Origin of the sequence: Undibacterium hunanense (assembly GCF_014284335.1) — a bacterium.
GTDB lineage: Bacteria > Pseudomonadota > Gammaproteobacteria > Burkholderiales > Burkholderiaceae_D > Undibacterium > Undibacterium hunanense.
In genome coordinates this window covers 192,141-218,283 of the sequence record NZ_JACOGF010000011.1, presented here as the reverse complement: position 1 = coordinate 218,283, position 26,143 = coordinate 192,141, and the positions used below count along the sequence as shown (strand labels likewise).

Genomic DNA, 26,143 nt, shown 5'->3' with positions numbered 1-26,143 from the left:
CGAACAGGTTTTTATAGATGGTGTTGACGGTTTGCGCTGTGGTCAGGTTGGCATACGTGTCTGCGTATTCTTTCTGAACGGAGAAGCTTTGCGCGATGTCTTTGAGGGACAGGTTGGACGCTGTCCAGTATGCCAGGCCCAGTGGGTCCGCTGGACGATTGAAATAAGCGATGTAAAGCTTTTGAATGTCTGCAGCGGTATTGGCCATGAATAGATCTCTGATAAATTAATTTAAAAATGTGAAATTGTAATGGTTACAGAATATTACAAATTTTAGCGGTGCAAGATTAACACGTCAATCCTGATCTACCTGTGACTCATATCACAAATACTCTTCCAGCTAAAGACTTGATCAAGAATTTACATTATCGCGATAGTGATCTCAATGTTTTCACGTCAGATATAGCGAATTAAGCCCCTTTTGTGACCTCTTTATGTTGTTTAAGCGGTCATCAGATCAGGCATAGGGAAAACACAAACAAGGTCTGGCGCTGCGGCTTATCTTTCCGTTATTTCCACATGGAAATAATTGTATTTACCTGGCAGTCATCGCCACCATTACAACAGCTTGTCAATCATGGTCGCCAGCAGGATGAACAAGAAAAATTCCGGGAGGGCAGATACAATACGGGCCTTCTACCCAAAACGGCATTCCGACTTTGTTGACCTTCTGTAACAGGCAATTCACTACCACCTGCTTGCTGGCTTTGCTGTTGGCTGGTTTTTATAATGCTTCTTCAGCGGCAGATACCTGTGTAGGCAATCCTGCGCCGATTCGTTATCTGTTGACCTTTGATGATGGCCCCAGTGCCGTGCAGCCAGACAATCCAACAGAAACAGTATTACGGACTTTGTCGAAAAACCCGTATCAGTCAGATATCAAGGCGATCTTCTTTACCCAGACACGCGCAGTCAACGGCGGTGGGACTGAGTATGGTCGCAGTCTGTTGAAACGTGAAGTGGAGAAAGGTCATTTACTGGCCTTCCATACTGCGACACCACGGCACTCCAACCACCGCTATCTGAAAGAGGATGAGTTCAATGCTTCGCTGGCATCAGGTATTGCTGATCTGACCGGTATCACGGGTATCGCTCCCAAGCTGGTGCGGCCACCGTTCTGGAATTATGATGCACGCACGCTGGATACCTATCACAGCCATGGTCTGCAAATGCTGCTAACGGATTTAAGTGCCAATGACGGCATTATTTACGGCATCAATTTCAGCCTGACCAAGCACCGCAACATGCGCAAAATGTTGTTGGCAGCACGTCCGCACTGGTGCAACAACGAGATGCCTGCTGTGGATGGGGTAACACCTATCGTCGTGACTTTTCACGATATCAATTCCTATACCGCCAGCCATCTGGAAGAGTATCTGGACATTCTGCTGGATGTCGCCAAAGAGCTGGACATCCCCGTCAGCGAAAAACCATTTTACGATAACCGGGAAGAGCTGGAACGGGCTGCCCTGGCGAGGGTAGTGAAAGACGCCAGCAATCCGCCAGAGTTGCCGGGTATATGGAACTGGTTCTGGAGTTTATTCCGCTGACAGAAGATCAATGTGCAAAAGTTGCGGTGAAGATGTTAGCTGCTCTGCACTGCACAGCGTGATGGACAATTCTGGATGTGGAAAGTGCAGGCATTCTGCATTTTCCACATTGAGTTCAGCGTTGAGTTTAGCATTGAGTTTTATATGTGCTTCCCTGCTGGTCCATAGCCGATAAAAATCATGCATGCGATTGCCAGCATCCTGTTGCTGCAACCAGGCATTTTCAGCAGCATCAAATGCATGCAATGCCAGCGCAGAAAAATCGCGATCAGGGTTCAATAATTCAATATCCAGACCCAGCCTGGTACTAGCACTGAGCGCGCAGGCAACCCAGTTGCCGCTATGCGAAAGACTGAAGCCAAGATCAGGACAAACCGGAAAATCCAGTTGCGGCGCATTCCCAGGACACTCGGTCAATTGCAACGCACTGACCGGCACGTCCAGCAACTGACTCAGGCTTTGGCGCAACAAAATACGTCCAAGCAGAAACTGCCGCTGACGCTCTGGTCTGACAAAGCGCTGGTAACGCTGTAATTCCGTTGGACCAAGCCATGATATATAGCAAGCCAGTTCCCTATCTTCGATAAGGGAACTATCCACAAGCCATACCGTGGCGACTGACATTAGTAGCTTACCAGGCAATACTTAAAGTCAATACGTTTAATCAAAACCTGACAAGACTTTATAAGTAATTTCAGTATTTGTCGCTTTGACTATTTCCAATCTTGCGCCTTTATAACCCAGTATTGACGACTCATCCAGATCATATGTAACTTCGTTACTGAAGGCTGGTCGCGCAATGTTATTAGAAAACTCCCTGTAACCAAGCGTGATCCGGTTTCCTATTTTGCCGTTATATAACAAGGTTTGCTGAAATGCATTTTGTGACTTTTGCGCTACTCTATTATTCAATGAATACTTTATATCTGCGCATTGCTCTTTGCTAAGACAAATTTTGTTTTCAGCCTTGTAAAGAAAGATGTCTTTTCCATCCTTTAAAAATTTAATGCGCGTCGCATTCTCAGCTTCAAATGGATATTCGCCTTTACGCAAAGTATAAGTGCCAATCATCTCATCTTGAGAAATGACGAGCGAAGGCACCAGTTGCCCGGTTCCCTGAACCAGTAATTCTTCTCCTACGCCTTTTTTTGCTATCGTACCCATCTCTGGAAAAGTAAAGGAAGCAATCTTCTTGGTGGCACATCCTGATAACAGGACAACTGGCACTATTGCCAAAGGTAGAATTTTTTTCCAGATACTCATATATAGTTTTCCCAATAGAAACGTCAATTAATTTTGTACTTCAAAAATTTACATCAAACCATCATTGAAACGCGTGGCTCGTGCATGTCGTTAATTTAAACATTCACAAAGATAAAGCATGCACAAATAAAACCACAACACTTTTTTATTTATTATCAATCTTCACAAAATCTGCCTTGAGAACAACGCCGGCCATCAAGGCATTCACATGGCATTCAAATTCTGTTTCGCTCGATTTTTCAACATTGTCATAGTTGCTGACGATATTGACCACAGCGTTGGCGCCCGAACTTTCAGCGCGCTTTTTCAGTTGCAACATGGCGGACAAGAATACCCAATTGCAAGCCTGCTCCGTCGACTTGTTCAAGGCATTTGTTTTTTTATTTGTCTGATCGTTGAGTATCTTTTTTAATACGGGCGGCGTAGCCTGCGAGCCAAAATAATACTTCACCTTGTCACCCAGTCTGTACTGCGCATTATTGGTGGCCATCGCGGTTGCTATGGGTAACATCACTACATTGTCAGCAGCCGCAACGGGCAATGCAAATCCAGCCAATGTGGTCAGTGCAATTAAAGTAGAAAGCAATTTTTTCATGTTCCATCTCCCTGTTAAAAAAACACGCTATCAGCACACGTGACTATCACGCATATTTTTTGAAAATCAAAGAGGTATTGATGCCGCCAAATGCAAAATTGTTCGACATGACGTATTCGCAATCAATAGCCCTGCCCTCGCCCCTGATGTAATCCAGTTCTGCGCATTGTGGATCAAGCTCCTGCAAATTGATGGTGGGGGCGAACCAGCCTTCACGCATCATTTCTATGCTGATCCAGGCTTCCAGTGCACCGCATGCACCCAGAGTATGTCCCATATAACTTTTAAGGGAACTGATGGGTATGGCATTGCCAAACACCTGGGCGGTAGCCTGGGTTTCGGCAATATCACCCTGCTGCGTACCGGTGCCATGGGCATTAACATAGGCGATATCGGACGGCTGTAATTGCGCGTCTTCCAGTGCCAGTTGCATGGCGATCTTCATGGTTTCTGCATTCGGTTGCGTCACATGGCAACCGTCACTATTGGTACCGAAACCGACCAGTTCTGCATAAATTCTTGCACCACGTGCCTGTGCATGTTCCAGCTCTTCCAGTATCAGGCTGCCGGCTCCCTCCCCTATCACCAGGCCATCACGACCGGCATCGAAGGGGCGTGGTGTATCTTGCGGATTGTCATTGCGCACGCTGGTGGCAAACAAGGTGTCAAACACGGCCGCTTCAGTGGCACATAATTCTTCGGCACCACCGGCAATCATGGCAATTTGCTTGCCGCTGCGTATGGCTTCATAGGCATAGCCTATGCCCTGACTGCCTGAAGTACAGGCGGATGAAGTCGTGATCACGCGACCGGTCAAGCCAAAAAACACACCAATATTAACTGGTGCAGTATGTGCCATCATTTTGATATAGGTGGTCGCATTGATGCCTTTGGTGGTGCGTTCTTCCATCATGCGGCCAAAATCACCGATGGCACTGGGCGTACCTGCCGATGAGCCGAAAGAGATTCCCATCTTTCCGCTGGTCAGCAAAGGATCATCCAGCAAGCCTGCATCGATCAATGCCATTTCGCTGGCGCGGGTTGCCATCAGGGCGACTCTACCCATGCTGCGGGTGGCTTTGCGGTGGTAGCGTTCATTCAGTTCAAATGGCGCAGCCGGTACACCCAACTGTGTATTCAAACCATCATAGTCGCTCCATTCCTGCATGCGCACGACGGCATTGCGGAATTCACCCAATTGCTTGCGAATAGCCGGCCAGTCATTACCCAAAGGGCTGATGCCAGCCATGCCGGTCACGACGACGCGGCGATTCTGTCGATTAATGCTCATATCCGAACTCATGCCATACCTCCATTAACCGATATCACCTGTCGTGTCACATAAGCGGCATCTTCATGCATGAGGAAGCTGACGACGGCGGCCACCTCTTCCGGCTTGCCGACACGACGTGCAGGTATCATTTTCAAGGCTTCTTCCAGTGGTACTTCACTGATCATGTCGGTTTCTATCAAGCCTGGCGCCACACAGTTGACGGTGATGGCACGCTTGGCCAATTCGATGGCCAGTGCCTTGCTGGCACCGATGATACCCGCCTTGGCGGCGCTATAGTTGACCTGGCCACGATTACCCACCAGGCCAGACACTGAAGCCATGGTAACGATGCGGCCCGGTTTGCGGCGTTGCACCATGGGCATGACCAGAGGATTGAGCACATTATAAAAGCCGTCCAGATTGGTATTGAGGACGATATCCCAGTCTTCGCCCGACATGGCCGGAAAAGCATTATCCCTGGCCTCGCCAGCATTGCAGACCACGCCATAATAGCAACCATGTGCTTCCACATCTGCCAGCAGCAGCGCTGCGGCATTGTCCCGTTCGCTTATATCAAACTGCAATACGCGTGCAGTACGGCCCAGGCCCATAGCGGTGATTTCAGCGGCCACAAGCTCAGCCTCTTCACGCTGACTGCGGCAATGCAATACGATATCGTAGCCATCACGGGCCAGACGCAAGGCAATGGCCTTGCCTATACCACGTGAAGATCCGGTTACCAGCACACTCTTACTCATCTCTAACTCCGTTGCAGAAATTCTTTGGCATCAGCCGGTTGAAATACCGTGATGGTGGCTACAGCCAGCGACACGCCGCTTGCCTGATCACGGATGGCACACTCAAATGCCCCTAATCCATTGTCCCCTTGCAAGACCCGCTGTATCTGCACTTCCAATACGCTACCGGTGGCAAATACCGGCTGGCTGCAGTCGTAACGCCGGGTTCCCAGCAAAAAACCGACCTTCACCGGTTCATTGCGCAGGCTGGCAAGATAACCGGCATGGGCTGCTATCGCCTGCGCCATGTATTCGATACCGACCCAGGCATCCACGCCTTGCGGTTTGCAAAACAGGGTCTCTGGCCGGATCGCCACTTCAGCAGTCAGGGTTTCGGCATCCGCTGCCAGCACCCGGTCCAGCAAGACCATCTCGCCATCATGCGGGACCAGACTGCGCACTGGCGGAAATACCGGTGGAAATACACTTGCGGTGGTTTGATTCATTCTGTCTTCCCCAACACCAGGCATGCGTTCGATCCGCCAAACGCAAAAGAATTGCTGACTATCCAGCGCAAAGGCTTACCTGTCTGCTGCCGTGGTGCCACGGTATGCAGGGCAGGCAATTGTGGATCGGCAATGCCATCCCACAGATGCGGTGGCAACAGGCCTTGCGGATTATCTGCCTGCATTGCCAGCCAGCATAGTGCCGCCTCAATGGCAGCGGCAGCCCCCAGGGTATGTCCGGTAAATGGCTTGGTGGAACTGACAGCGATGTCGGGGCCAAATATGTCTTGGATCACGCGTGATTCCATCGCATCATTTTGCACCGTGGCAGTACCATGCAGGTTGATATAGTCAACCTCGGACGCTGCAATACCGGCACGCTGCAAAGCCTGGTTAATCGCCATACGGGCGCCACCACCAGCGGGGTCAGGTGCAGACATGTGGTGTCCATCCGACGATTCCCCCCAGCCGCACAGCGCCACGGCACCGGGTGCCGGTTCAGCAGTCATCAGAAAGAAGGCAGCGCCTTCGCCGATATTGATGCCTTTGCGATTGGCACTGAGCGGGTTGCAGAATTCTGTACTGACTGATTCAAGCGCAGAAAAACCGGCCACGGTGAATTCGCACAGGGTATCCACACCGCCGGTCACCACTGCATCACACAAGCCCATCCTGATCAGACGGGCAGCACTTGCCATCGCCTTGGCACTGGAAGAACAGGCGCTGGAATGGGTATAGGCTGGTCCACCTGTGCCCAGTTCATGGGCCAGCATGGCTGCCGGTGATCCCATTTCCTGCACCGCATACTGAAACGACGCTGGCAGGCTGCCATGTTCGTGATAAGCCCGCAACGCTGTCTCTGTGCCGGCAATGCCGGACGTACTGGTACCGACGACGATACCCACACGATCAGCGCCAAAGCGCTGTATTGCAGCATCAACCGCCTGACGTATCTGTGCCAGTGCTGCCAGCGCCAGTTGATTATTGCGGCTGCGCATGGTCACCGGTAAATGGCTGACATCGGGCAAGATAGCGCGCACCTGGCCTACCGGCAATATCCGTCCCGGTGACCAGGCATCCGTCATCTGCAGGCCGGTATCGGCCTCGTCCAGCAAGCGACGCCTGATCTCCTGGTGATTGTCACCCAGGGCACAGACTACGCCACAGTGATGTAAATACAGCTTCATAAATAAAATAGCTTCAAGGTGCCGACTGTATGGTCAGGCGATAGTGATAACGCAGATTGTTCAGGACAACCGTGCCGCTCCAGCGCGGCATGCGGCTGTAGTCTATGCTGGTCACCAGTTCATTATCCAGATACAGTGTCCGGCGCAAACCCTGGTCTTCAATACGCCAGCCTGCCGGCAGCGCCTGGGCAATCGCCTGTACTGGCCACAAACTCAATTGCATATCTTCCAGCACATCTTCGGCCCTGACCTGTGCCGGCAGCATCATGTGACGCCAGGATTTGAGTTCCTTGCCATCATAGCTGAGACTTAACACACGCTGACCAAAAGCCAGACCTACCAGTTCCAGTTGCCCGGCATCCACTTCCAGTGCGGCATCCAGTTCATCGATGCGGCCATTGCGTTCCACCTTAAGATGTTGCTGCACGCTGAAGTTTTCACCCAGACTGGCAGGTACCAATTTCAAGCCCAGGCGGGCCTGCTTGGCCACAGGTGGCGCGCTGGCACAGCCAGACAGTATGGCCAGCATCAGTAACACGGATAGCCCGACGATTTTACGATTGAACAGGTGGCGCATGATGGCTTTCTGAAGAAGTAAAACACGGTACGATCAGCCAGACCAGGCTGGTACCGATGAGCATGGTCAGTCCAAATGCCTGCAATGCAGGGGTGCGGCTCAGGCCCAGCAAACCGAAAGACAAAATGGTATTCGCTGCTGACAAACCCACCGCCAGCCAGGGTGTGGCATTGCGTCGGTCTGCGTGTTCCTGCATGAAGATGCCATAGTCAACCCCTACACCCAGCAGCAGCATCAGCGCCAGCACATGGAATAATTGCAGGCTTTGTCCGGTCAGTCCAAACAGTGCCAGCGTGGTCAGGCTGGCGACCATGGTCGGTGCCAATACGCGCCACGCATGACGGCGATAGCGTGGCCACAACAGCGCAAACACCAGCACATAGGCGGCACAGACTACCCAGCCCATATAGACTCGATAACGCCCCAATACCGAAGAAATTTCACTGACTTTATCCACCCACTGCACACCATCCAGACCATCGGCAGTGTGTTGCAGGGATGTCAGACCGCCGTTGGTGTAATTCAAACCACGCAGGGCGACAATGCTGGCATATTCATTACCAATACGGCCCAGCCACAGGTGGCGCCAGGGTTCGCCTGCGGCAGTTTTCAGGAAACTGTTTACGCTCATGCCTTCAGAAGGCTGCAGTAAATGCGTACGGATACCGGCCGCCCAGCTCGCCTCTTCATCCACCTTGATAGCCAGTTGCGACAGAGGGCCACCATCGGCCAGCAGTTTTTCTTCTATCAACTGACGCCGTGCAACCTGTGTCTGTGCAGAAGGCACCCAGTTGGACAGCGCCTGATAGCCGGAGATAGTGTGTTTCTCTATCATAGCCTCCAGCTTGCGCTTCAGGATTTCTTCGCGCTGCAACACCATTTCTGCCGACGCACCACGCACCAGGAAATACTGCACTGGTGTCGGTGCATCCAGCAATTTACCAAGCTTGATCTGGTCTGCCACCAGCTGTTTTGGTGGCGTTTGCAAGAGCCTGATATCGTCGTTCGCACCCAGTCTGGAACAGGCAAACAGCACCAGCATTGAAAATGTCACCAGCAAGCCTATGCTATAGCGTTTCATGGTCAGACGCGGCCAATGCCATAGCGCTGCACTGTACCAGGCCACCAGCTTGCCACTTTTTAAACTACCGCCACGTGCCAAGTGCGGAAACCAGCACACCACGGTCAACCAGGCGAATATCAGGCCCAGGGCAGAAAATGCTGCCATATGCCGCAAGCCGGGGAATGGTGTCAGACCCAGGCCCAGGTAACCGATCACAGCCGCCAGCAAAGTCAGGCCCAGGCCAGGCAGCAAGCGCTTCAGCAATTGATGGGAATCGAGTTCAGCATCGGCATTCAGGCGGTTACATAAAAAGTAAATACCATAATCCTGTGCCACACCAATCAGGCTGGCACCAAATACCAATGTCAGCAAATGGATACCGCCAAACAGCAGCCAGCATACGGACATCGCCCCCAGAAAACCTATGCCTATCGACATCAGGATCAGCAGGATAGGTTTCAGTGAACGGAAACTGAACCACATCAGTAAAATGATACCGGCCAGGGAGCCAACGCCAATGGTCGATACTTCAGAATTAGCCTGCTGCCCTGCGGCTGCGGCATGTAGTACCACACCAGCGCTGATGATCTGCAAGCCTGGCGTTGCCTGCCTTGCTGCGTCAGCAGCCCTGGTCAGCAATGGCAGCACAGCTTCCTGTGCGGTCAATGAAAATGCCGCTGGTTTCAGGCTCATGGGCAGCAACACATACTGATTTTCTGCATCGGCAACAAACAGCATGCCATCACGCGGCCTCACCGGCGTTTCCTGCGCCCTCTCCTGTACCCAGCCACTGAAAAGACCAAAGGGATCATCCTGAAAAGAACCCAGCTTGGGGCCGGAAAAAGCGCCATACATTTTGACCAGCGCTGTATCGGTCCAGAATTGTGCCGGTTGCGTGCGCAATTGCTGCTCTTGCTGCGCAGTCAGCAAACCCAGACTGTTCTTTTGAAAAGCTGCCAGCCAGTCGCTTTGAGTCTGTTCATTGATGGTAGTTGATGTCAACAGATCGGTACGCGTGGCGATCACTGCGTTATAGGCCTGCGCAGCGCGTTTTGCCTGTTCCCAGTCAGGTGCACCGATCAATACCACCACCCTTTGCTGGGCGGTGTCGACCATATGTGCAAAGGATTGCTGTAGTACCGGGTCGCGTTCCTGCACCGGCAACAAAGCCAGGATGTCGGTGTCGGGCGTGATGCGTTTGCCCAGCCACAAATAGGCGTTATGTGCCAATAGCAGGCACACCACCAGAGCCCAAGCAATTGCCAGGACGGTGGCCAGGCTACGCCGGTTTTTCAAGACTTTATCCATTCCATCCCAATTGGTTTTGAGGCTTTAGCAAAAGCAGCATCCTGTTATCCTGTTACTCTGTCTGGTACCGGTGCATCAAAACATTGCCAGTTCTTCAGCAGTGATTGCCGTTTCACCGGTTTTGATATCAGAAAAGATGATGGCAGTACGGTCGCCACTGGCTTCATCGATATGGATGTTCTTTACATATGCTGCACCATCCAGACTGATCTGCCCTATGGCCTTGGCCAGCGCTGCTTCGCGTGCCTTGAGACTGACTTTCCAGCTACCGGCATCGGCAGTGCCATCGACCTCAAACAACGATTCCAGCTTGCCCAGATCACCAGACAGCAGAGAAAAAAGTACACTGTTGATCATGCGCACGGTGGGTTCTTTTTGCGCATCCAGCCGCATGGCAACGCGGTCACCCTGCATGTGAACAATTTCATCGCGCGTCAACCGCAAGGTATTCGGGAAAGGCTGCAAGGTGCGCCACAATACGCCCTTGCCATTGATCACGCAAAACCGGCCATTTGAAGCCAGCGGCTTTTTCATACCCACCAATTGCTTGGTCTGATCAAAGCGACCGCACAGGACAGCAGGTTTGGCCAGGGTATTCTGGATTTTTGTGGTCAGTGCCGAGGTGGCACCGGCATTAACCGTCAGCACCACAGCCATCAGCACAAACAGGCTGGAAAGTATGCGTTTCATACCGGGGTCACTCCCAATTTTTCGAATAACACGGATGGCGAAACAAAACACATTTCACCACTACTTATTTCTACCGCGACTTGTGTGGTGCTGGCGCGGGTCAGGCGTTTTCCACTGGCAGCATCGGTGATCAGGTAATCGATCTTCAAGCGATTTTCCCATTCCACGATGTCGGCACGCAGCTTCAGTTTCTGCCCAAAGCTGGCGGGGGCAACATAGCGCAACTGCATGTCTATCACCGGCCACGCATAGCCCGATTCCTTCATCTGCACATAGTTATACTGGATACTGTCCAGCAGCGCACAACGCGCCACCTCCAGGTATTTGACATAGTTGCCGTGCCAGACTATTTCCATCGGGTCCAGGTCAAAAAACTGTACCTGCATCTCGACTTCGGCAGACCAGCGGCTGGGGGCGGCATTCTTACGCATACAGACTCCATTCCTGCTGACGCATGCGTTCCAGCATCAGGCGTAAATCAGGCTCCAGACGACGGTCTTCCTGTATCGGGGCGATATCTGTGGCCAGTACGTCCATCATCTTTGCCAATGCCGGTGAAAGTGATAATTCAGGATGCAGTTGCAGGCGCAGCCACACACCCTGGCGCACGGTAATGAGCAAGGCAGCAACCACTTGTTCGGTCAGTTCCAGCACGCGCAGGCAATCCCTGGCGGCTATCGTACCCATGCTGACCTTGTCCTGGTTATGGCATTCGGTAGAGCGTGAAAACACCGAGGCCGGCATGGTCAGCTTCAAGGCCTCTGCCGTCCAGGCAGAAGCACTGATCTGCAAAGCCTTGAGACCATGATTGATGGCCGCCCGTGGTCCCTGCACGCCAGACAGGTTGGCAGGCAAGCCCTGGTTGTAACGGCTGTCTACCAGCAGAGCCATTTGCCTGTCAAGCAGGTCCGCCAGATTGGCGACGGCATTCTTCATGCCATCCATGGCAAATGCAATATGACCGCCATAAAAATGGCCGCCATGCAGTACACGTTCATTCTCGGCATCAATGATGGGATTGTCATTGGCACTGTTCAATTCGTTTTCTATGGATTGCCGGAAAAATGGCAAGGCGTCGGCCAGCACACCGATGACATGAGGCGCGCAGCGTATCGAATAACGGTCTTGCAAACGCTTGCCATTGCGTTCGACCTGCCCTGCCGGTAAATCATGGCGCAGCCATGCTGCCACGCCCTGCATGCCTGCATGTGGCTTGACTGAAAACAGCACTTCATCAAAATGATGGGCATTGCCATCCAGCGCGAAAGAAGCCAGCGCAGTGATACGTGTCGTCAATTGCGTCAGGTAAGCGGCGCGGTCATAGGCCAGGCAGGCCAGCGCTGTCATGACAGCAGTACCATTCATGATGGCCAGGCCTTCTTTCGGGCGCAGACGCAAAGGAGTGATGCCAGCGTCACTCAGTGCCTGTGCAGCCGCTACATGCTCGCCCTTGCGCCAGACTTCGCGTTCACCGCACAGGACGGCGGCCAGATAAGACAAGGGAGTCAGATCGCCACTGGCCCCCACCGAACCTTCGGATGGGATCAGGGGCAACAAGTCGTGTTCAAGCAAACTGGCGATCTGCACCAGCAATTCCACACTGACGCCCGAGAAACCTTTCGATAGCGAAGCCAGACGCGTTGCCATCACTGCGCGGGTCTGTGCCGGAGTCAGGTATTCACCCAGGCCACAACCATGATAGGTGTACAGATGATGCGGCAATTCCACTACCAGATCTGCCGGCACCGTGACCGTGCAGGAATCGCCATAACCCGTGGTGACGCCATAAATGGTGCCATCTTCACGCAACAGGCGATCCAGGAAATCGGCACCGCGTGCAATCGCTGCCCGAAAGGCAGGGTCAGCCGACAAGACTGCCTGCGCTTTACCCTGCGCAATAGCTACAATATCTTCTATACGCAACCTGTTGCGGTCAAATGCAATGACACGCGGTTTGCTGCCGGAGATAGTTGATATAGTTGAGATGGTTGGATCAGCGGGATGCATCTGTTTGTTCCAAATGAGGTATATGCCAAAAATCGTAAAAATTAAACCATTGCAAAGGCGCCTGCACACAATAATGTTCCAGTCGTGCGGCGTAGGCAGCAATCAGTTCCTGCAACAATTCGTCGCGCGCCTTGCGGGGCAGTCTGACTGATTCGCGCAGCAACTCGAAGCGTACTTGCGGCACGCCATCCATCTGCAGGGAAAACAATAAATACACCGGGCATTGCAAAATACTGGCAAGTACATACGGGCCTACCGGGAAAGCGGCATCCTGGCCAAGAAATTTTGCGCAAGCGACTCTGGGCTGAGGTGCCACCGGTATACGGTCACCGGCAATGACGACGAAACCGCCCTCTGCAATTTTTTCTGCCAGCAGCATGGCGGTAGCAGGTGTCATTTCAGTCACTTGCAACAAGTCCATCTGACTGTGAGGATCAAGCTGGCCCAGCATGCGATTGAATGCCTGGGCATGTTTGGTGTGCACGAGTATGGTCAACTTTACATCCGGAAAATCACGGGACAATACCCGGCACATTTCCAGATTACCCTGATGCGAGCATATCAAGACGGCACCGCGCCGGGTAAGCAACTGCGCATGCATCTGTTCTTGCCCGTGATACTGCACCTGCTCAGTCTTGAACAAGCCGCCCCAGAGCAACATTTTATCCAGTATGCTTTCGGCAAACGCACCAAAATGCCAGAATACCCCCAGCCAGCCTTGCCGTACCGCACGGTAAGCATGTATGCGTCGCAAATAATCCAGCGATGCACGGCGTGGTGCCGCGTGCAGTAATACATACCACAGCAATACCGGGTACAGGACGATGCGGAATGGCCAGCGTCCAAAGTAACGAAAAATCCAGAACAACAGGCGCATGCCAGCTACAAAGCTGACTTCATTCATGCTGGCCCAATGCCTGCCGGTGGCAGTCTGTTTTGTCATGAGCGGCCCCGCCAGTTACGCAACAGCAAACGCGGCAAACGCCACAACATGCCAAAGAATAATTGAGTATGCATTTTGGTGATCAGCACATTGTCCAGCCAGACACGGAAGTGCGAAACACCATCTGTCGGATATGCGACCCTGGTAGGCAGATTGATGATGTCGGCCCCTTCCCAATACAGCCGGACCAGGATATCGGTATCAAAATTCATGCGCTTGCCCAGCGTCTGCTTTGCCATCAGCGCCAGTACAGGAGCTATAGGATAGACCCTGAAGCCGCACATGGAATCACGAATCGCAAACGACAGGGTATTGATCCATACCCAGACATGGGTCAGGTAACGGGCATACAGGCGCAGCGCCGGAACTGATTCATCGTAGACAGGATAGCCAACCACGATAGCCTGCGGGTGGGCCTGTGCCTGTTCAAGAAAGCGTGGAATATCGGTGATGCAATGCTGGCCATCGGCATCCACCTGCAACAGGTGAGTATAGCCAGCCTCTGCCGCATGGACAAACCCTGTCATCACCGCCGCCCCCTTACCCTGATTACTGGCATGACGCAACAGGCTGACCCGCGCCGGAATAGCTGCATGCAGTTCATTCAGCACCGTGGCACAGGCAGGCGAACAGCCGTCATCGACCAGTATGCAATCTACATCCTGCGCCAGGACGGCATGCACTACCGCAGTAATGGCATGTTCATGATTGTAGACAGGGATCAATACGCAGGGTTTGAACACTTTACTGCCCTGCCCTCGTAAACCGCAGCAGTGAATGGCAGTAACCAATATCGTCACGGGTGGTCAGCAATTGCAGGCCTGCAGCTTCTGCCAGGCGTATATAGTCATTGCTTTCGTAAATCTTGCTGTTGCCGCTGGCCATGGACGTGAAATACGGCGAGGTATTGATCAGGCAAAAGGCGGCGATATCATAACGTTGCCTGTCCCAGAAAGTATCCATGATCAGCAACTGCCCCTGAGGGCTGAGCGCTGCTGCAGCGCGCTGCAGGATACTGGCGATGGCCGGTTCGGAAAAACAACTGAGAAACTGACTCATCCAGATCATATCCATGTTCGCCGGCAGTGCCATTTCGGCATCCAGCAAATCCACCGGGTGAAAATGCGCACGCTCCACTACGCCAGCCTTGCGCAGGTTTTCTTCGGCAACCGTCAATTGCTTTGGCAGGTCAACCAGATGCATTTCCACCGATGGGTTATAGGCCAGCGCAGCGCAACTGAATTTACCGGTATTTGCACCAATGTCCATCAGGCGGCGCGGTGCCGTGGCAAATACATCGGGCAAAATATCCGGGAATGAGGTATCCGAATAATGATGATCAAACGCAAACCAGCTGGTTTTGGCAGGTTCTGGCAATTGCGACAGCCCCTGATACAGCGTAGGCCAGTCGCCCAGTGCAGTCAGGCCCAATGGTTTTTCCTGATCCAGGGATTCATCCAGCCGGAACAAACCTTCGTAACAAACATCATGATTGAAATCGAGATTGATCTGGGTAATCGCATCGGTCAGTACGCAGTAGCCGGTTTTATCGATGACATAGCGCCCCGCACTCAGATACACGACACCAGCCGACAGACAGGTTTCCAGCACGACCTTCAGTACATATTCAGTCCAGCGCCCGGTAGCGGCCAGTTCAGCAATTGTCAGGCCCGTACCACCAGTATCTGACAAGGCTTGCAACATGCCGCGCTTCCAGGCATAGCGAACGCATTGGAACACGACGGGGCCAAAGGCGATCTTCTGCGCTTCAAAACGGGCAGCAAAAGCACTCTGGCGTTCCGGTGAGAATTTTTTATCTAGCATGCGGTCTTTTCGTTGGTGAATAAGATGCGACCACTGGCGTGTTGCCCGGCGTCGGAAAAATAACGGAATTGCAAACTGCCTTTATGCAGGTCATGAATCATTTCCAGCATGACAGGGGTTTCAGCACGTATCACCTGCTGAAATTTGAGTGCATGAATGGAGATAAAAATGGCCGGTAAATCAAAATACTGACGCGCATATAAAATGGCCCAGTCAACCTGTACCACGCCAGGCAATACCGGAGCGATCGGAAAATGGCCATCGAAATAAAACAGTGATGCCGGTACTGTCAGCTCCAGCACTACACGCGTCGCTTCCTGTTCATGCATCTGTACCACTGGAAGGCGTGGTCGCTGGTCCTGGTTTTCATTGATCAGGGCCAGCAATTGCGCATGTGTAGTCTTGCCCTGGGCATTGACTGGCATCTGGTCCAGGTAACGCCAGCGACGTGGCAATGCGATGGCATCGACAACGCCTGACAACAAAGTACGCAGACGCTGGTTGAACGCATGTTTATCTGCCGTCGCCAGCAAGGTATGTCCTTGTGCCGTGGGAACCACAAAGGCTGTCAACTTCTGTCGTTGTCCAGCGACTTCTTCATCGACCAGGATACGTACTTCACTCACCAGCTCAGAGTTCAGCAAAGCCTGCTCCATGGCGTCCAGCGAAATTCTTTTTTCTTCAATTTTGACAATACGGTCGCTGCGTCCCAGCAACAGCAGGTGGCCGTCTTCGGTCATCTGTCCGCGGTCGGTCAAACGCAGCCAGGCATCCTGCATCAAATGGGGTGAACGTACTTCCAGCAAGCCATCGTCCTGATGTATGCGCCATGCCACCCTGGGCAAGGCTTGCCAGGTATCGATATTGCCCGGCTTGCGCTGACGCCAGGCAATGCCGCCAGTTTCAGAGCTGCCATACACTTCCAAAGGGACTTGTCCCAATAATTTGCCAACTGAAAATGCGATTTCTGCTGTCAATGGTCCGCCGGATGAAAACACGGCACGTAGATGTTGCCTGGCAGCCTGCCAGTCCAGATGTTCAGGCAAACGTTTCAGGTGAGCCGGGCTGGCGATCAATACACAATCAGCCTGTCCGGCCAGTTGCTGCAATTGTTCAGGAAAGCTCAGACTGTCTGTATGAATGGCACGACCTGCAGCCAGAGGCCACAAAATCCTGAACAGTAAACCATAGATATGTTGATGCGAGACGGTCGCCAGCACTACGGCATTGCCCAGCCGCGCGCCAAATACTTCTTCCAGGCTGGCTACTTCGCTGGTCAGTTGCGATATTTTTTTGGGTACTGCCTGCGCCTGTCCGGTACTGCCTGAGGTATGTACCACCAGCCCTGGGAAATCGGGGTCCATCCGGGTCAGCACCGGTATCTGAACAGAAGCAGTACTGGCTTGCACAGGCTGAAATTCGGCAGGAAAATCACCGGCAAAGGCATCAACAGATTTCGCCATTGCCATGCAACTGCTGCTCAGGGTATCGGCATTCAGCCATACGGTTTTACCGCACTGCCATGCGGCCAGCAAGGCTGCTGCAAATTCCAGGCTGTTGTTCAGATACAAGGCAAGTTGTCTGCCAGGCAGGTGCTGGAAGGCATGTGACCACGCACCTATGCGCTGCATGAAAGCGGAATGAGATAAAGCCACAGAACCGGCACGCAAGCCGATGACGGTATCAGCCGGACGGGATGCCACCGCCAGGCAGGGATCAGAGAAAAATTCAGACATGATGCAAGCGCTTGAACCGCAGACGTACCAGATATTCGAGACCGAACAACAATCCCATGAGAATATAGGCAATGACGCCGGTATACAGTGACCATACCTCGGCCGATGCCCACAAGGCTGTGCCCAGGGCGATGGCCCCATTGAATATGAAAAACACGCACCAGACCTGGGTCACGCGCCTTGTATAAGCCACTGCCGCGGGTGGTAAATCCGGCTCGCGCAAGCGGGCAAAGCGTTCGACCATGGAAGGTGGAACAGCCAGGCTGAAACCAAACACGGCCAGCAATACGGCATTGACCAGAACTGGATATAATTTAAGCGGCAACAGGGCATTCGCCCAGACTGCGCATGCAGCCAGCGCCAGGGCCGCAAACATGGACCAGCGGGCGATCTGACTGAGTTTGAAGCTGGGGATTCTTGTGGCAGCCGCCAGCAACAATATGGCAGCCATCCAGCGCGGCTCTACCTGCCCCTGACCCAACCAGATCACCAGCGGATAAAGTATTGTAAGGACGACCGCCACTGCGGCCAGTATTCGGCGAAAGATGCTGATTACTCCGCAGTGAGATTGCCCAAGGCTTCCACGACATCCCCGATAGTGCGAATCTTCTTGAACACTTCGGGTTGCAAACGCAGGCCTGTCATTTGTTTCAGCTTGACGGCCAGATCGACAGCATCAATGCTGTCTATATCCAGATCTGCGTATAGATTCGATTCCAGTGTCAATGAAGATTTGTCCAGCTCAAACATCTCGGCCAGCAGATCAACTACCCACACAAACAATTCATCTTTGCTCATTGCACTTACCACAACCATTGCCTGCCCCTTACTTCTTTCTATGTGTTTCAATCAGTGCAGCAAGTGCGCTGACTGATGCGAAATGGCGACGCGTGTCTTCTGAATCAGCAGACAGCGAAATACCGTAGCGTTTTTGCAAAGCCACACCCAGCTCGAGTGCATCAATGGAATCCAGCCCCAGGCCTTCTACAAACAAAGGTGCATTGCTATCTATGTCGGCTGCTGTGATGTCTTCCAGTTGCAGCACTTCGATAATCAGTTCTTTTACTTCTTGTTCAAGCATGACGTTGATTTTCCTCGGTAAAATAATGTTGCAGGTGGTCCGTCAGATGACGTGCCGCCATGACGTCCGATTGACCGGCGTCGATAAAACCCTGTATCGGAATATCATCCCTTACTTCTATTCTGAACTGCGCCAACCTGCGTGGTACCTGCCACCACTTTTCCCCTTTACCCAGGGTGGGTGGCTCGCAACGTATCAATACCGGTGTGACCGCACGCACGCCACGTACAGCGATATTGGCAGCACCACGCTTGAGACTGATAACACCATCCGCCGGGGTACGTGTACCTTCGGGAAAAATGATCAGGTTATTTCCCGCCCGCAAGGAAGCAATACATGCTTCCAGCAAATCTTGCCCATGTTCATTACTGATATACGCTGCGGCCCTGACCGGCCCACGGGTAAATACATTATTCCGCAACCGCCCTTTTACTATACAGTCAGCGTGTTTGACAAATGCCATTAAAAACACGGTATCAATCAAGGTAGGATGATTCGCCAGTATTAGCAAGCCACCACGCTCCAGCTTTTCCAGCCCTATTAATTCATAACGCAATACACCCAGCAGGCGCATCAGACCAACAAAACCGCGAAACGTCCAGCGTATGATATGGCGTGCCATCGTCCGGCGTCGTTCCTGTTGCCATACCAGAAGATACAAGGTCGGAAATACCACAGCCCACAGCACTACACCACCTATGCCGAAGGCCGTGAAGCTGATGCCTGTGGCAACGATACGCCAATAACGATCCAGATGATCAAACATCTCGCGACCAGATCCAGCTGCGGTTTCCAGCCTGCCGGATCAACTTCGTCTGGGCACCGCATACAAAACGCCATGCCTGCAAGCCGGATGGCATTGCCCCCGCAGTTGCCAGCACTTCAGCATCCATATTGTCTTCCTGCCTGCCTGTAACGCTTTCGCATCTCAAGCGGATGACATCATCTTGTGCCGGCACCATCAGCCATGCCCATGCATATGGCTGTTCATCCGCATCCTGAAACTGCTTCATGAGATCAGGCAAGGGCTGATCGTAAGCGACCAGCAATACCATGGGCTCGCCATCTGCCAACAAACCACATGCCTCAATCACGGCATGTTCTACCGTGCTGTCACCTGCGGCCAGGGCAATATGATTCGCCTGATCTTTACGCGCAATCGAAAACAAACCGGCACTTGCATTGTGTACTGCCAGACCAAAACCGGTCGGTGACACGGATTGCTCCTGCACCAGTTCCGTCAGCAAATCAATGGCACGCGTCACTTCGCCATGACGCGAACAAAACACAGTGGGAATATTGGTACGCCCATCCAGGCATTGATAGGCCACTTCCAGTGCCATCTTGCCAAGGGATCCGGCACGGCGGCGCAACATCGGCGGCATCGCAGCCACAGCTGGTTCGGCATTTCCCACAAAAGCAAAAGGCGCTTTTGCCCATTCTTTCCAGGCATCTGGCGTATCGACTCCCGGGGCCCAGGCAGCATGACTTGCAATAGAAAAACGAACCCCATTTTCACGCATTATTTTTATTTTCCACTCAGGCACACCACACCGTTCGCTGATAGCGCAAAAAATCAGTTTTATACAATTTGTAACAAATCAGGCTGGCATTATAACAAAGCGCAATTAGAGCTCACAATCTGATGTGTCTAAATCGTCGTAATTTTTGCACTTCTTTTAACAATTTGGTAATTCAGTACAAAATAAGCATTTCCAAAATGCAATTTACATCCTGAATTGAAATACGGCATTGAAATGTAAAAGGCCCGGGTGCATCTGCATGCACCCGGGCCTTTGTTTTTTACACCGGACAATCCGAATCAAGAAACGGCGTCTTGTCCCTGATTCAGGTATTCATCACGATGTTGCTGCGACCGGCTTGCCTTTCAGCCAGTGCCTGATTTTTCCCAATAAATGTTCGAAATCATCGATGTAGGTAAACACGGCCGGTACCACCAACAAACTCAACAGGGTTGAGGTAATCAGGCCGCCTATCACTGCAATCGCCATTGGTGAACGGAAGCTGGGGTCAGCACCCCAGCCCAGAGCCAGCGGCATCATGCCAGCACCCATGGCGATGGTAGTCATGATAATGGGGCGGCTGCGTTTGTGACAGGCATCCACCAGGGCATCGAAACGACTCATGCCGGCTTCCCTTGCAATGACAGCGTAATCCACCAGCAGGATAGAGTTCTTGGTGACGATGCCCATGAGCATGATCAGACCTATCATGGATGGCATGGACAAGGCCCGTCCGGTAACCAGCAAAGCCACGAAAGCACCACCTATACTCAAAGGCAAGGCGGCCAGGATGGTCACCGGCTGCAGGAAGTCCTTGAACAGCAAGACCAGTACGCCATAAATACACAGCACACCAATCAGCATGGCAATGCCAAAGCTGGCGAACAGGGCCTGCATTTCCTGCGCATCACCCAGCTCAGCAATGCTGACCGATGGCGGCAGGTTTTTCATGCTGGGTAAGGCACGTGCTTCTTCATTGACTTCACCCAGTTGACGGTTACCCAGCTCCACATCCAGGGTCACATTCCGCTTGCGGTTCAACCTGTCTATCTGTGCCGGACCGGATTCCATCGTCACACTGGCTACGCTGCCCAGCATGACGGGGCCGTTTTTGCCAGGTACGGTCAGACGTTCTATCTCGGACAGATCTGCCCTGAAACTATCTGGCAACTTCACCCGGATGGGTACCTGACGTTGTGACAGGTTCAGCTTGGGCAGGGATTGATCATAATCACCCGCCGTTGCCACACGTACGGTTTCACCTATGCTGGAAGCGGTGACACCCAGATCGGCAGCCCGGGCCGAATCGGGACGCACGATAATTTCAGGGCGTACCAGCGAAGCACTGGAACTGACATTGCCGATGCCTTTCAGGGTACGCAATTCCCGCTCAACTTTCTGGGCGGCTTCGACCAGTGCCAAAGGATCTTCACTCTGCAAGACCAGTTGCATTTTGACGCCGGTATCCGGCGGCCCTACGGTGAATTTTGCCCCCGAGATATCTGCTACTTCATTGCGGATCTTGGCATCGATGTCGCCGATGGAGTCCTTGCGTTTATTTCTGTGTACTGCCGTCACGGTCAACACTGCGCGCCGGGCTTCTGCCGCTGCCCCCGGTGCAAAGGCATCACCGCTGGAACCACCACCAATGGAACTGAATACATTGATGATGTTCTTGTCGCGCATGATGGCGATCCTGGCCTGCTCTGCCGTGGCACGGGTTTCTGCCAGTGTGCTGCCTGGTGGCAGTTCTATATTGACCTGGGTTTGTGCACGATCTGCCGATGGCACGAAGCCAGTAGGCAACAAACCGACCAATGCAATCGAGCATACAAAAAACACGGTCGCAGCGATCATGGTAACCAAGCGATGACGCAAGCACCATTGCATGGTTTTCATATACCGTGTCATGAGCCAGCTGTCTTTCTGAATATGCGCGCCTTCTGCATTGACACCGGCCTTGCCTGGTTTTGGCGACTTCATGATGTAAGCAGCCATCATCGGTGTCAGCAAACGCGCCACCACCAGCGAGGCCAGAATTGCAATCACCGCCGTCCAGCCAAACTGCTTGAAGAACAGGCCAGGTACACCACCCATAAAAGCAGTTGGCAAAAATACGGCAACCAGTGCAAAGGTCGTGGCAATGACGGCCATACCAATTTCATCGGCCGCTTCCATTGCTGCCTGCATCGGTGTTTTACCCATGTGCAAATGGCGGGCGATGTTTTCAATTTCCACAATCGCATCATCCACCAGCACCCCCACTACCAGCGCCAATGACAGCAAGGTCACCGTGTTGAGGGTATAGCCGAAATATTTCAATCCCAGGAAAGTCGGGATCACCGACAAAGGCAGGGCCGCAGCCGCCACCAGGGTGGCACGCCAGTCGCGCAGGAACCAGAACACCACCAGAATGGCCAGCAAGGCACCTTCATACAACAAATCCATGGAGCCATCGAAATTTTCTTCCACAGGCTGGGCATTGTCGATGGCCTGATGAAATTTCATGTTCGGATGCGCGGCCTGCAATTCTTCGACTGCAACACGTGAACCCCTGGCCACATCAACCTCACTCGCGCCCTTGGTACGGAAGACTTCAAAACCGACCACAGGCTTGCCATCCAGCGTTGCGGCAGAACGTGGCTCACTGACGGTATCCAGCACCCTTGCCACCTGATCCAGCCGTATATGACGGCCGTCCGGCAAGGGAATATCCAGTGTAGCCAGTTCGGCTGCCGTCTTGACGGTAGCAATGGTACGCACCGATTGCTCGGCACCACTGACGTCACCACGGCCACCCGGCGCTTCCTGCTGCACCAGTTTAAGGCGGCGTGATACATCCACGGCTGCCACATTCAGCGCTGCCATTTTGGCGGTATCCAGTTCTACCCGTACTTCACGGGTCACACCGCCCATGCGCTTGACAGCACCTACACCTGGCACGCTGCGCAGTCGTTTTGACACGGTATTGTCAACAAACCAGCTCAGGTCCTGTGCATCCGGTTTACTGTTTTCACCGGCCACTACAGTACTGTTTTTGTCAGGTTCGGTCGCTTCGACGGTATACGTCATGATGACACGGCCGGCTGTCGATGCCTTGGTCACCGTGGGGTCACGCATTTCGCTGGGCAGGTCGGCCCGTACGGTTGCCACGGCATCACGTACTTCATTGACGGCATCAGAAATGACTTTTTCCAGAACAAATTCGACCGTTACTTCAACGTCACCGTCCAGCACCTTGGTATAGACGTTTTTGACGCCCTGCAAGGACGCGACTGCATCTTCTATCTTGCGGGCGACTTCAGTTTCCAATTGTGCCGGTGCGGCACCGGACAAGGGTGCGCTGACGGTAACAATAGGCAGTTCTATATCCGGAAAATCTTGCACGATGGTCGTGCGAAACGACAATATCCCGGCCAGTGTCAGCAACACAAACAGCATGATGGCTGGAATGGGATTCTTGATTGAGAGGGATGAAAAATTCACGTTGGCCCCTTAATTTTTTACGGTTGCCGGCTTGGAAGCTGTTGCAGTAGCCGCCACAACCTTCACCGCATCACCATCATTCAGAAAGCCTGCACCATTGGCGACAATAATGCTGTCGGCATTCAACCCCTGGGTCACTTCAACCTGATCGCCCTGCGGCAGACTGACGCGACGGCCCGTCTGCAATTTGATCTGGGTCACGCGACCGTCAGGATTCAGACGGAAGGCGTAGCTGAAGCCATCCCGCACCACGACCGCCTGCTGGGGAATCGTCAATGCCTGTGAACTGCCCATAACGAATTCGCCTTTGGCAAACATGCCGGGCTTGAATGCCTGCCCATCTGTTTGCGCTGCCACTTGCGATTTGCCCGATAATTTGCCAGATACAGTGGCGACCGTGGGTAACAAGTCTACGTACACCAGGCCCATCCGGGTCTGTGCATCGACAACAGGTGATACTACCCTGACCTTGCCCTTCCATTGTGTGCCGCCGGGGGCGGTGACGACGGCTTCGGTGCCGGGTGTCAATCTGGCCATTTCACTGGCCGTGACTTCGGCTCGCCATTCCAGACGCCCCTGACGTATCATGCGGAACAGTTCAGCCCCATTCGCCACCACGGCACCCAGAGTTGCCGAACGGGCGGTGATGATGCCGCTGTCTGGTGCCAGCACACGGGTGTTTTTCACGCGCAGTTGCTGGGCATCGACATTTGCTTTCGCGGCTTCCACCCTGGCTTTGGCGGTCTGCTCGGCAGTCAGGTATTGCCCGACCTGCTGTGCACTCAATGCGCCACTGGATTGCAGGGCACGGGTACGGTCAGCATTGGCGGCGGCATCTGCCAGGTTGGCCTGTGCCTCTGAAAGGCTGGCCTGAGCCTGGGCCAGATCAGCCTTCACGGTATCGCTGGAAAAACTCACCAGCAACTGGCCGCGCTGCACCTGGTCACCAATATTGGCATGCAGTTCCTGTATGCGCAGGCCATTGGCTTCTGAGCCTATCAGGGCTTCCTGCCAGGCAGCGACACTGCCATTGGCTGCCAGCCTGATGGCCAGGTTGCCAGCCACTGCCTTGATGGTGGTGACTGTCAGTGCCGGCTTGGCTGGCGTGGCCGATGTGGCTGCACTTGCACTGGCTGACTTTGAGGTGGCATCTGCGGCAACGGATGTGGAAGAAATCCACAAGCCGCCAGCAGCGACAGCAATAACACCCGCCAGACTCAAGCCCAGGGAAACCGGTTTGCGTGAAATGAATGGGATCATATGAATGAAGCTTTCTATTATTCGTTAAATTCAAGAATTTGGTTTAGCGGTACTGTCATGGGCAAATTGGGTAGATGCAGCAGATGTGGCAGATGCAGCAGATGGCATCACCGGCGCAACAGGCGTGGTGTTGACTCCGGGCTGCATGTCCCAGCCGCCACCCAGGGCCTTGTATAATGCGATCCAGGCATTATTTCTTTCAAGTTGCAGACTGATTAGCGACGACTGTGAGGCAAACGCCGTACGCCTTGCATCTTCCAGTTCCAGCAGACTTGCCATGCCCTGGTTGTAGCGTACCGTGGTTGCCTGCAATGCCTGCGTATAGCCGCGTGCGGCCAGTTCCGAATCCTGGCGCCGGGCATCAGTACTTTGCAGATTCACCAGTGCCTCTTCCACTTCACGCACAGCCTGTCTGACCTTGCTGGTGTAACTGCTGCTGGCTGCCAGATAGCGTGCCTTTGCCGCATCGACATTGGCCACAGCCTGGCCACCATCAAAGATGGGTAAAGTCAGTGCCAGCGGACCGATGGACCAGGTATCCATGCTGCTGTCCACACCCATGGTGCGGTAACGCATGCTGCCTATCGACCCACTCAGTGTCAGGCGGGGATAGCGACGTGCTTCGGCCGCACCGATCTGTGCACTGGCCATGCTCACTTCTTTTTCTGCTGCGTAGACATCAGGGCGCTGCTGCAACACTAGCGCCGGTACCGTACTGATGCCCAGCGGCAGCAAATTCTTTGTCGCAGCATCACGGCTGACGACATCCAGCTTTTGCCGCAGTTCCTGCTCTGGCCTGGCAGTCATGGCAACCAGTGCCTTTATGTCGCGGTCACACTGGGCCGCCTGCTGGATGGCGCGGCTATTTCCTTCAGCCGCACTGGAACGTGTCAGACTGGCCGTGGAATTGGACGTCATTCCGGCCTGTGCACTAAGTTCGGTCAAACGTGCAGTTTCAGCTCTGGACCGGGCGTCCTGCCAGGTAATATCAGCGACCTGACGGCAACTCAGTACAGAAAAATATAGCTGAGCAACTTCAGCCGCAACCGATATGCGGGCATCATGCCATTGCGCCCTGCTGCCTTCCAGATCGGCCTCTGCTGCCTGATTGGTGGCGCGATTGGCACCGAACAGATCGAGTTCCCACGAAGTCTGCAAACCCACCTGTGCCGTGCTGGCGACCGGAACGCCGATCTGATTTTTTGCCCGGCTGACATTTGCCACCGCATCCAGCGAAGGCAGCAAGGCGGCACCACTGGCAACCCTGGCTGCCCGGGCGGTTTCTATGCGTGACCAGGCTTGCGCAATCGATGGGCTGACTGCTTGCGCCGCATCAATCAACTCCACCAGGGTAGCGTCGCCCTGGGCCTGCCACCAGGACCGCAGTTCAGTATTTTTTTCAGTTACCGGCAAGGCCGCCTGCCATTGTGTTGGCACGGTCGCCATACCCGCCACACCGGTGTTGGTGGTAGCACAGGCAGCAAGCAGGGAAACACTGCCGGCAGTAAGTATCAAACGTCGAATAATCATATCG

25 protein-coding genes and 1 pseudogene are annotated in these 26,143 nt (G+C 53.4%); 1 reads left to right on the top strand and 25 read right to left on the bottom strand.

The genetic code is table 11. From position 1 onward, the window contains the following. Positions 1–208, bottom strand: a pseudogene (locus H8L32_RS20425) (DUF4214 domain-containing protein); the annotation flags it as partial. A 451-nt stretch (positions 209–659) separates the two neighbouring features. Here H8L32_RS20425 and H8L32_RS20420 point away from each other — a divergent pair. Further along, positions 660–1,550, top strand: a complete 891-nt coding sequence (locus tag H8L32_RS20420) for a polysaccharide deacetylase family protein (protein WP_230412325.1) — start codon at positions 660–662, stop codon at positions 1,548–1,550. Here H8L32_RS20420 and H8L32_RS20415 read toward each other — a convergent pair. The 24 genes from H8L32_RS20415 to H8L32_RS20300 form a co-directional block, all read right to left on the bottom strand. Continuing rightward, on the bottom strand, positions 1,539–2,150 hold the full coding sequence (locus H8L32_RS20415; protein WP_186949090.1) for a 4'-phosphopantetheinyl transferase family protein: 612 nt from the start codon (positions 2,148–2,150) through the stop codon (positions 1,539–1,541). The two genes, H8L32_RS20420 and H8L32_RS20415, sit on opposite strands and share 12 nt — an antisense overlap. A gap of 60 nt (positions 2,151–2,210) precedes the next feature. Further along, the gene (locus tag H8L32_RS20410; RefSeq protein ID WP_186949089.1) at positions 2,211–2,813 is read right to left on the bottom strand and encodes a hypothetical protein; all 603 of its coding nucleotides are present in this window, start codon (positions 2,811–2,813) and stop codon (positions 2,211–2,213) included. Between the two features lie 145 nt (positions 2,814–2,958). After that, positions 2,959–3,408, bottom strand: a complete 450-nt coding sequence (locus H8L32_RS20405) for an excinuclease ATPase subunit (RefSeq protein ID WP_186949088.1) — start codon at positions 3,406–3,408, stop codon at positions 2,959–2,961. Between the two features lie 46 nt (positions 3,409–3,454). Beyond that, positions 3,455–4,699: a beta-ketoacyl-ACP synthase gene (locus tag H8L32_RS20400; protein WP_186949087.1), complete on the bottom strand. Its 1,245-nt coding sequence runs from the start codon at positions 4,697–4,699 to the stop codon at positions 3,455–3,457. 8 nt (positions 4,700–4,707) lie between these two features. After that, positions 4,708–5,439 (bottom strand): 3-oxoacyl-ACP reductase FabG, encoded by a 732-nt coding sequence (fabG, locus tag H8L32_RS20395; protein WP_186949086.1) that lies wholly within the window; start codon positions 5,437–5,439, stop codon positions 4,708–4,710. Positions 5,440–5,441: 2 nt separating this feature from the next. Continuing rightward, positions 5,442–5,924, bottom strand: coding sequence for an ApeP family dehydratase (locus tag H8L32_RS20390; protein WP_186949085.1), 483 nt, complete (start codon positions 5,922–5,924; stop codon positions 5,442–5,444). Then, the gene (locus H8L32_RS20385; protein WP_186949084.1) at positions 5,921–7,111 is read right to left on the bottom strand and encodes a beta-ketoacyl-ACP synthase; all 1,191 of its coding nucleotides are present in this window, start codon (positions 7,109–7,111) and stop codon (positions 5,921–5,923) included. The genes H8L32_RS20390 and H8L32_RS20385 overlap by 4 nt, the downstream gene beginning before the upstream one ends. Positions 7,112–7,124: 13 nt before the next feature. Beyond that, on the bottom strand, positions 7,125–7,688 hold the full coding sequence (locus H8L32_RS20380; protein WP_186949083.1) for a DUF3261 domain-containing protein: 564 nt from the start codon (positions 7,686–7,688) through the stop codon (positions 7,125–7,127). Further along, the gene (locus H8L32_RS20375; RefSeq protein WP_186949082.1) at positions 7,666–10,059 is read right to left on the bottom strand and encodes an MMPL family transporter; all 2,394 of its coding nucleotides are present in this window, start codon (positions 10,057–10,059) and stop codon (positions 7,666–7,668) included. The genes H8L32_RS20380 and H8L32_RS20375 overlap by 23 nt, the downstream gene beginning before the upstream one ends. Before the next feature lie 75 nt (positions 10,060–10,134). After that, entirely contained in the window at positions 10,135–10,749 is a 615-nt protein-coding gene (locus H8L32_RS20370; RefSeq protein WP_186949081.1) for a LolA family protein, read from the bottom strand. Then, the gene (locus H8L32_RS20365) at positions 10,746–11,180 is read right to left on the bottom strand and encodes an acyl-CoA thioesterase (RefSeq protein WP_186949080.1); all 435 of its coding nucleotides are present in this window, start codon (positions 11,178–11,180) and stop codon (positions 10,746–10,748) included. Before H8L32_RS20365 ends, H8L32_RS20370 begins: the two co-directional genes overlap by 4 nt. Beyond that, complete coding sequence (locus H8L32_RS20360) at positions 11,173–12,756, bottom strand: HAL/PAL/TAL family ammonia-lyase (protein WP_186949079.1); 1,584 nt, start codon at positions 12,754–12,756, stop codon at positions 11,173–11,175. The genes H8L32_RS20365 and H8L32_RS20360 overlap by 8 nt, the downstream gene beginning before the upstream one ends. Beyond that, positions 12,743–13,699, bottom strand: coding sequence for an LpxL/LpxP family acyltransferase (locus H8L32_RS20355; protein WP_186949078.1), 957 nt, complete (start codon positions 13,697–13,699; stop codon positions 12,743–12,745). Before H8L32_RS20355 ends, H8L32_RS20360 begins: the two co-directional genes overlap by 14 nt. Next, positions 13,696–14,442 carry a glycosyltransferase family 2 protein gene (locus H8L32_RS20350; RefSeq protein WP_329605207.1) on the bottom strand — a complete coding sequence of 249 codons (747 nt, stop codon included), beginning with the start codon at positions 14,440–14,442 and terminating at the stop codon, positions 13,696–13,698. Before H8L32_RS20350 ends, H8L32_RS20355 begins: the two co-directional genes overlap by 4 nt. 1 nt (position 14,443) lies before the next feature. Then, positions 14,444–15,523 (bottom strand): class I SAM-dependent methyltransferase, encoded by a 1,080-nt coding sequence (locus tag H8L32_RS20345; RefSeq protein WP_186949077.1) that lies wholly within the window; start codon positions 15,521–15,523, stop codon positions 14,444–14,446. Then, entirely contained in the window at positions 15,517–17,259 is a 1,743-nt protein-coding gene (locus tag H8L32_RS20340; protein WP_186949076.1) for an AMP-binding protein, read from the bottom strand. The genes H8L32_RS20345 and H8L32_RS20340 overlap by 7 nt, the downstream gene beginning before the upstream one ends. Next, positions 17,252–17,782 (bottom strand): COG4648 family protein, encoded by a 531-nt coding sequence (locus H8L32_RS20335; protein WP_329605206.1) that lies wholly within the window; start codon positions 17,780–17,782, stop codon positions 17,252–17,254. Before H8L32_RS20335 ends, H8L32_RS20340 begins: the two co-directional genes overlap by 8 nt. A 29-nt stretch (positions 17,783–17,811) precedes the next feature. Next, positions 17,812–18,057, bottom strand: coding sequence for an acyl carrier protein (locus H8L32_RS20330; protein WP_186949075.1), 246 nt, complete (start codon positions 18,055–18,057; stop codon positions 17,812–17,814). A 28-nt stretch (positions 18,058–18,085) separates the two neighbouring features. Then, positions 18,086–18,340, bottom strand: a complete 255-nt coding sequence (locus H8L32_RS20325) for a phosphopantetheine-binding protein (RefSeq protein ID WP_186949074.1) — start codon at positions 18,338–18,340, stop codon at positions 18,086–18,088. Further along, complete coding sequence (locus H8L32_RS20320) at positions 18,333–19,106, bottom strand: lysophospholipid acyltransferase family protein (protein WP_186949073.1); 774 nt, start codon at positions 19,104–19,106, stop codon at positions 18,333–18,335. Before H8L32_RS20320 ends, H8L32_RS20325 begins: the two co-directional genes overlap by 8 nt. Continuing rightward, complete coding sequence (locus tag H8L32_RS20315) at positions 19,099–19,863, bottom strand: beta-ketoacyl synthase chain length factor (RefSeq protein ID WP_186949072.1); 765 nt, start codon at positions 19,861–19,863, stop codon at positions 19,099–19,101. The genes H8L32_RS20320 and H8L32_RS20315 overlap by 8 nt, the downstream gene beginning before the upstream one ends. A 336-nt stretch (positions 19,864–20,199) precedes the next feature. Further along, entirely contained in the window at positions 20,200–23,349 is a 3,150-nt protein-coding gene (locus H8L32_RS20310) for an efflux RND transporter permease subunit (protein WP_186949071.1), read from the bottom strand. 9 nt (positions 23,350–23,358) lie between these two features. Then, the gene (locus H8L32_RS20305) at positions 23,359–24,609 is read right to left on the bottom strand and encodes an efflux RND transporter periplasmic adaptor subunit (RefSeq protein ID WP_186949070.1); all 1,251 of its coding nucleotides are present in this window, start codon (positions 24,607–24,609) and stop codon (positions 23,359–23,361) included. Positions 24,610–24,639: 30 nt separating this feature from the next. Next, positions 24,640–26,139 carry an efflux transporter outer membrane subunit gene (locus H8L32_RS20300; RefSeq protein ID WP_222619427.1) on the bottom strand — a complete coding sequence of 500 codons (1,500 nt, stop codon included), beginning with the start codon at positions 26,137–26,139 and terminating at the stop codon, positions 24,640–24,642. Between the last annotated feature and the right edge of the window lie 4 nt (positions 26,140–26,143).

Excerpts from the sequence above, each read along its gene's own strand:
- H8L32_RS20300 (WP_222619427.1), bottom strand. The coding sequence starts at position 26,139 with ATGATTATTCGACGTTTGATACTTACTGCCGGCAGTGTTTCCCTGCTT.
- H8L32_RS20410 (WP_186949089.1), bottom strand. The coding sequence starts at position 2,813 with ATGAGTATCTGGAAAAAAATTCTACCTTTGGCAATAGTGCCAGTTGTC.
- H8L32_RS20360 (WP_186949079.1), bottom strand. The coding sequence starts at position 12,756 with ATGCATCCCGCTGATCCAACCATCTCAACTATATCAACTATCTCCGGC.
- H8L32_RS20305 (WP_186949070.1), bottom strand. The coding sequence starts at position 24,609 with ATGATCCCATTCATTTCACGCAAACCGGTTTCCCTGGGCTTGAGTCTG.
- fabG (WP_186949086.1), bottom strand. The coding sequence starts at position 5,439 with ATGAGTAAGAGTGTGCTGGTAACCGGATCTTCACGTGGTATAGGCAAG.
- H8L32_RS20380 (WP_186949083.1), bottom strand. The coding sequence starts at position 7,688 with ATGCGCCACCTGTTCAATCGTAAAATCGTCGGGCTATCCGTGTTACTG.
- H8L32_RS20400 (WP_186949087.1), bottom strand. The coding sequence starts at position 4,699 with ATGAGCATTAATCGACAGAATCGCCGCGTCGTCGTGACCGGCATGGCT.
- H8L32_RS20365 (WP_186949080.1), bottom strand. The coding sequence starts at position 11,180 with ATGCGTAAGAATGCCGCCCCCAGCCGCTGGTCTGCCGAAGTCGAGATG.
- H8L32_RS20340 (WP_186949076.1), bottom strand. The coding sequence starts at position 17,259 with ATGTCTGAATTTTTCTCTGATCCCTGCCTGGCGGTGGCATCCCGTCCG.
- H8L32_RS20405 (WP_186949088.1), bottom strand. The coding sequence starts at position 3,408 with ATGAAAAAATTGCTTTCTACTTTAATTGCACTGACCACATTGGCTGGA.
- H8L32_RS20315 (WP_186949072.1), bottom strand. The coding sequence starts at position 19,863 with ATGCGTGAAAATGGGGTTCGTTTTTCTATTGCAAGTCATGCTGCCTGG.
- H8L32_RS20375 (WP_186949082.1), bottom strand. The coding sequence starts at position 10,059 with ATGGATAAAGTCTTGAAAAACCGGCGTAGCCTGGCCACCGTCCTGGCA.
- H8L32_RS20385 (WP_186949084.1), bottom strand. The coding sequence starts at position 7,111 with ATGAAGCTGTATTTACATCACTGTGGCGTAGTCTGTGCCCTGGGTGAC.
- H8L32_RS20330 (WP_186949075.1), bottom strand. The coding sequence starts at position 18,057 with ATGAGCAAAGATGAATTGTTTGTGTGGGTAGTTGATCTGCTGGCCGAG.
- H8L32_RS20325 (WP_186949074.1), bottom strand. The coding sequence starts at position 18,340 with ATGCTTGAACAAGAAGTAAAAGAACTGATTATCGAAGTGCTGCAACTG.
- H8L32_RS20370 (WP_186949081.1), bottom strand. The coding sequence starts at position 10,749 with ATGAAACGCATACTTTCCAGCCTGTTTGTGCTGATGGCTGTGGTGCTG.
- H8L32_RS20345 (WP_186949077.1), bottom strand. The coding sequence starts at position 15,523 with ATGCTAGATAAAAAATTCTCACCGGAACGCCAGAGTGCTTTTGCTGCC.
- H8L32_RS20355 (WP_186949078.1), bottom strand. The coding sequence starts at position 13,699 with ATGACAAAACAGACTGCCACCGGCAGGCATTGGGCCAGCATGAATGAA.
- H8L32_RS20390 (WP_186949085.1), bottom strand. The coding sequence starts at position 5,924 with ATGAATCAAACCACCGCAAGTGTATTTCCACCGGTATTTCCGCCAGTG.
- H8L32_RS20320 (WP_186949073.1), bottom strand. The coding sequence starts at position 19,106 with ATGTTTGATCATCTGGATCGTTATTGGCGTATCGTTGCCACAGGCATC.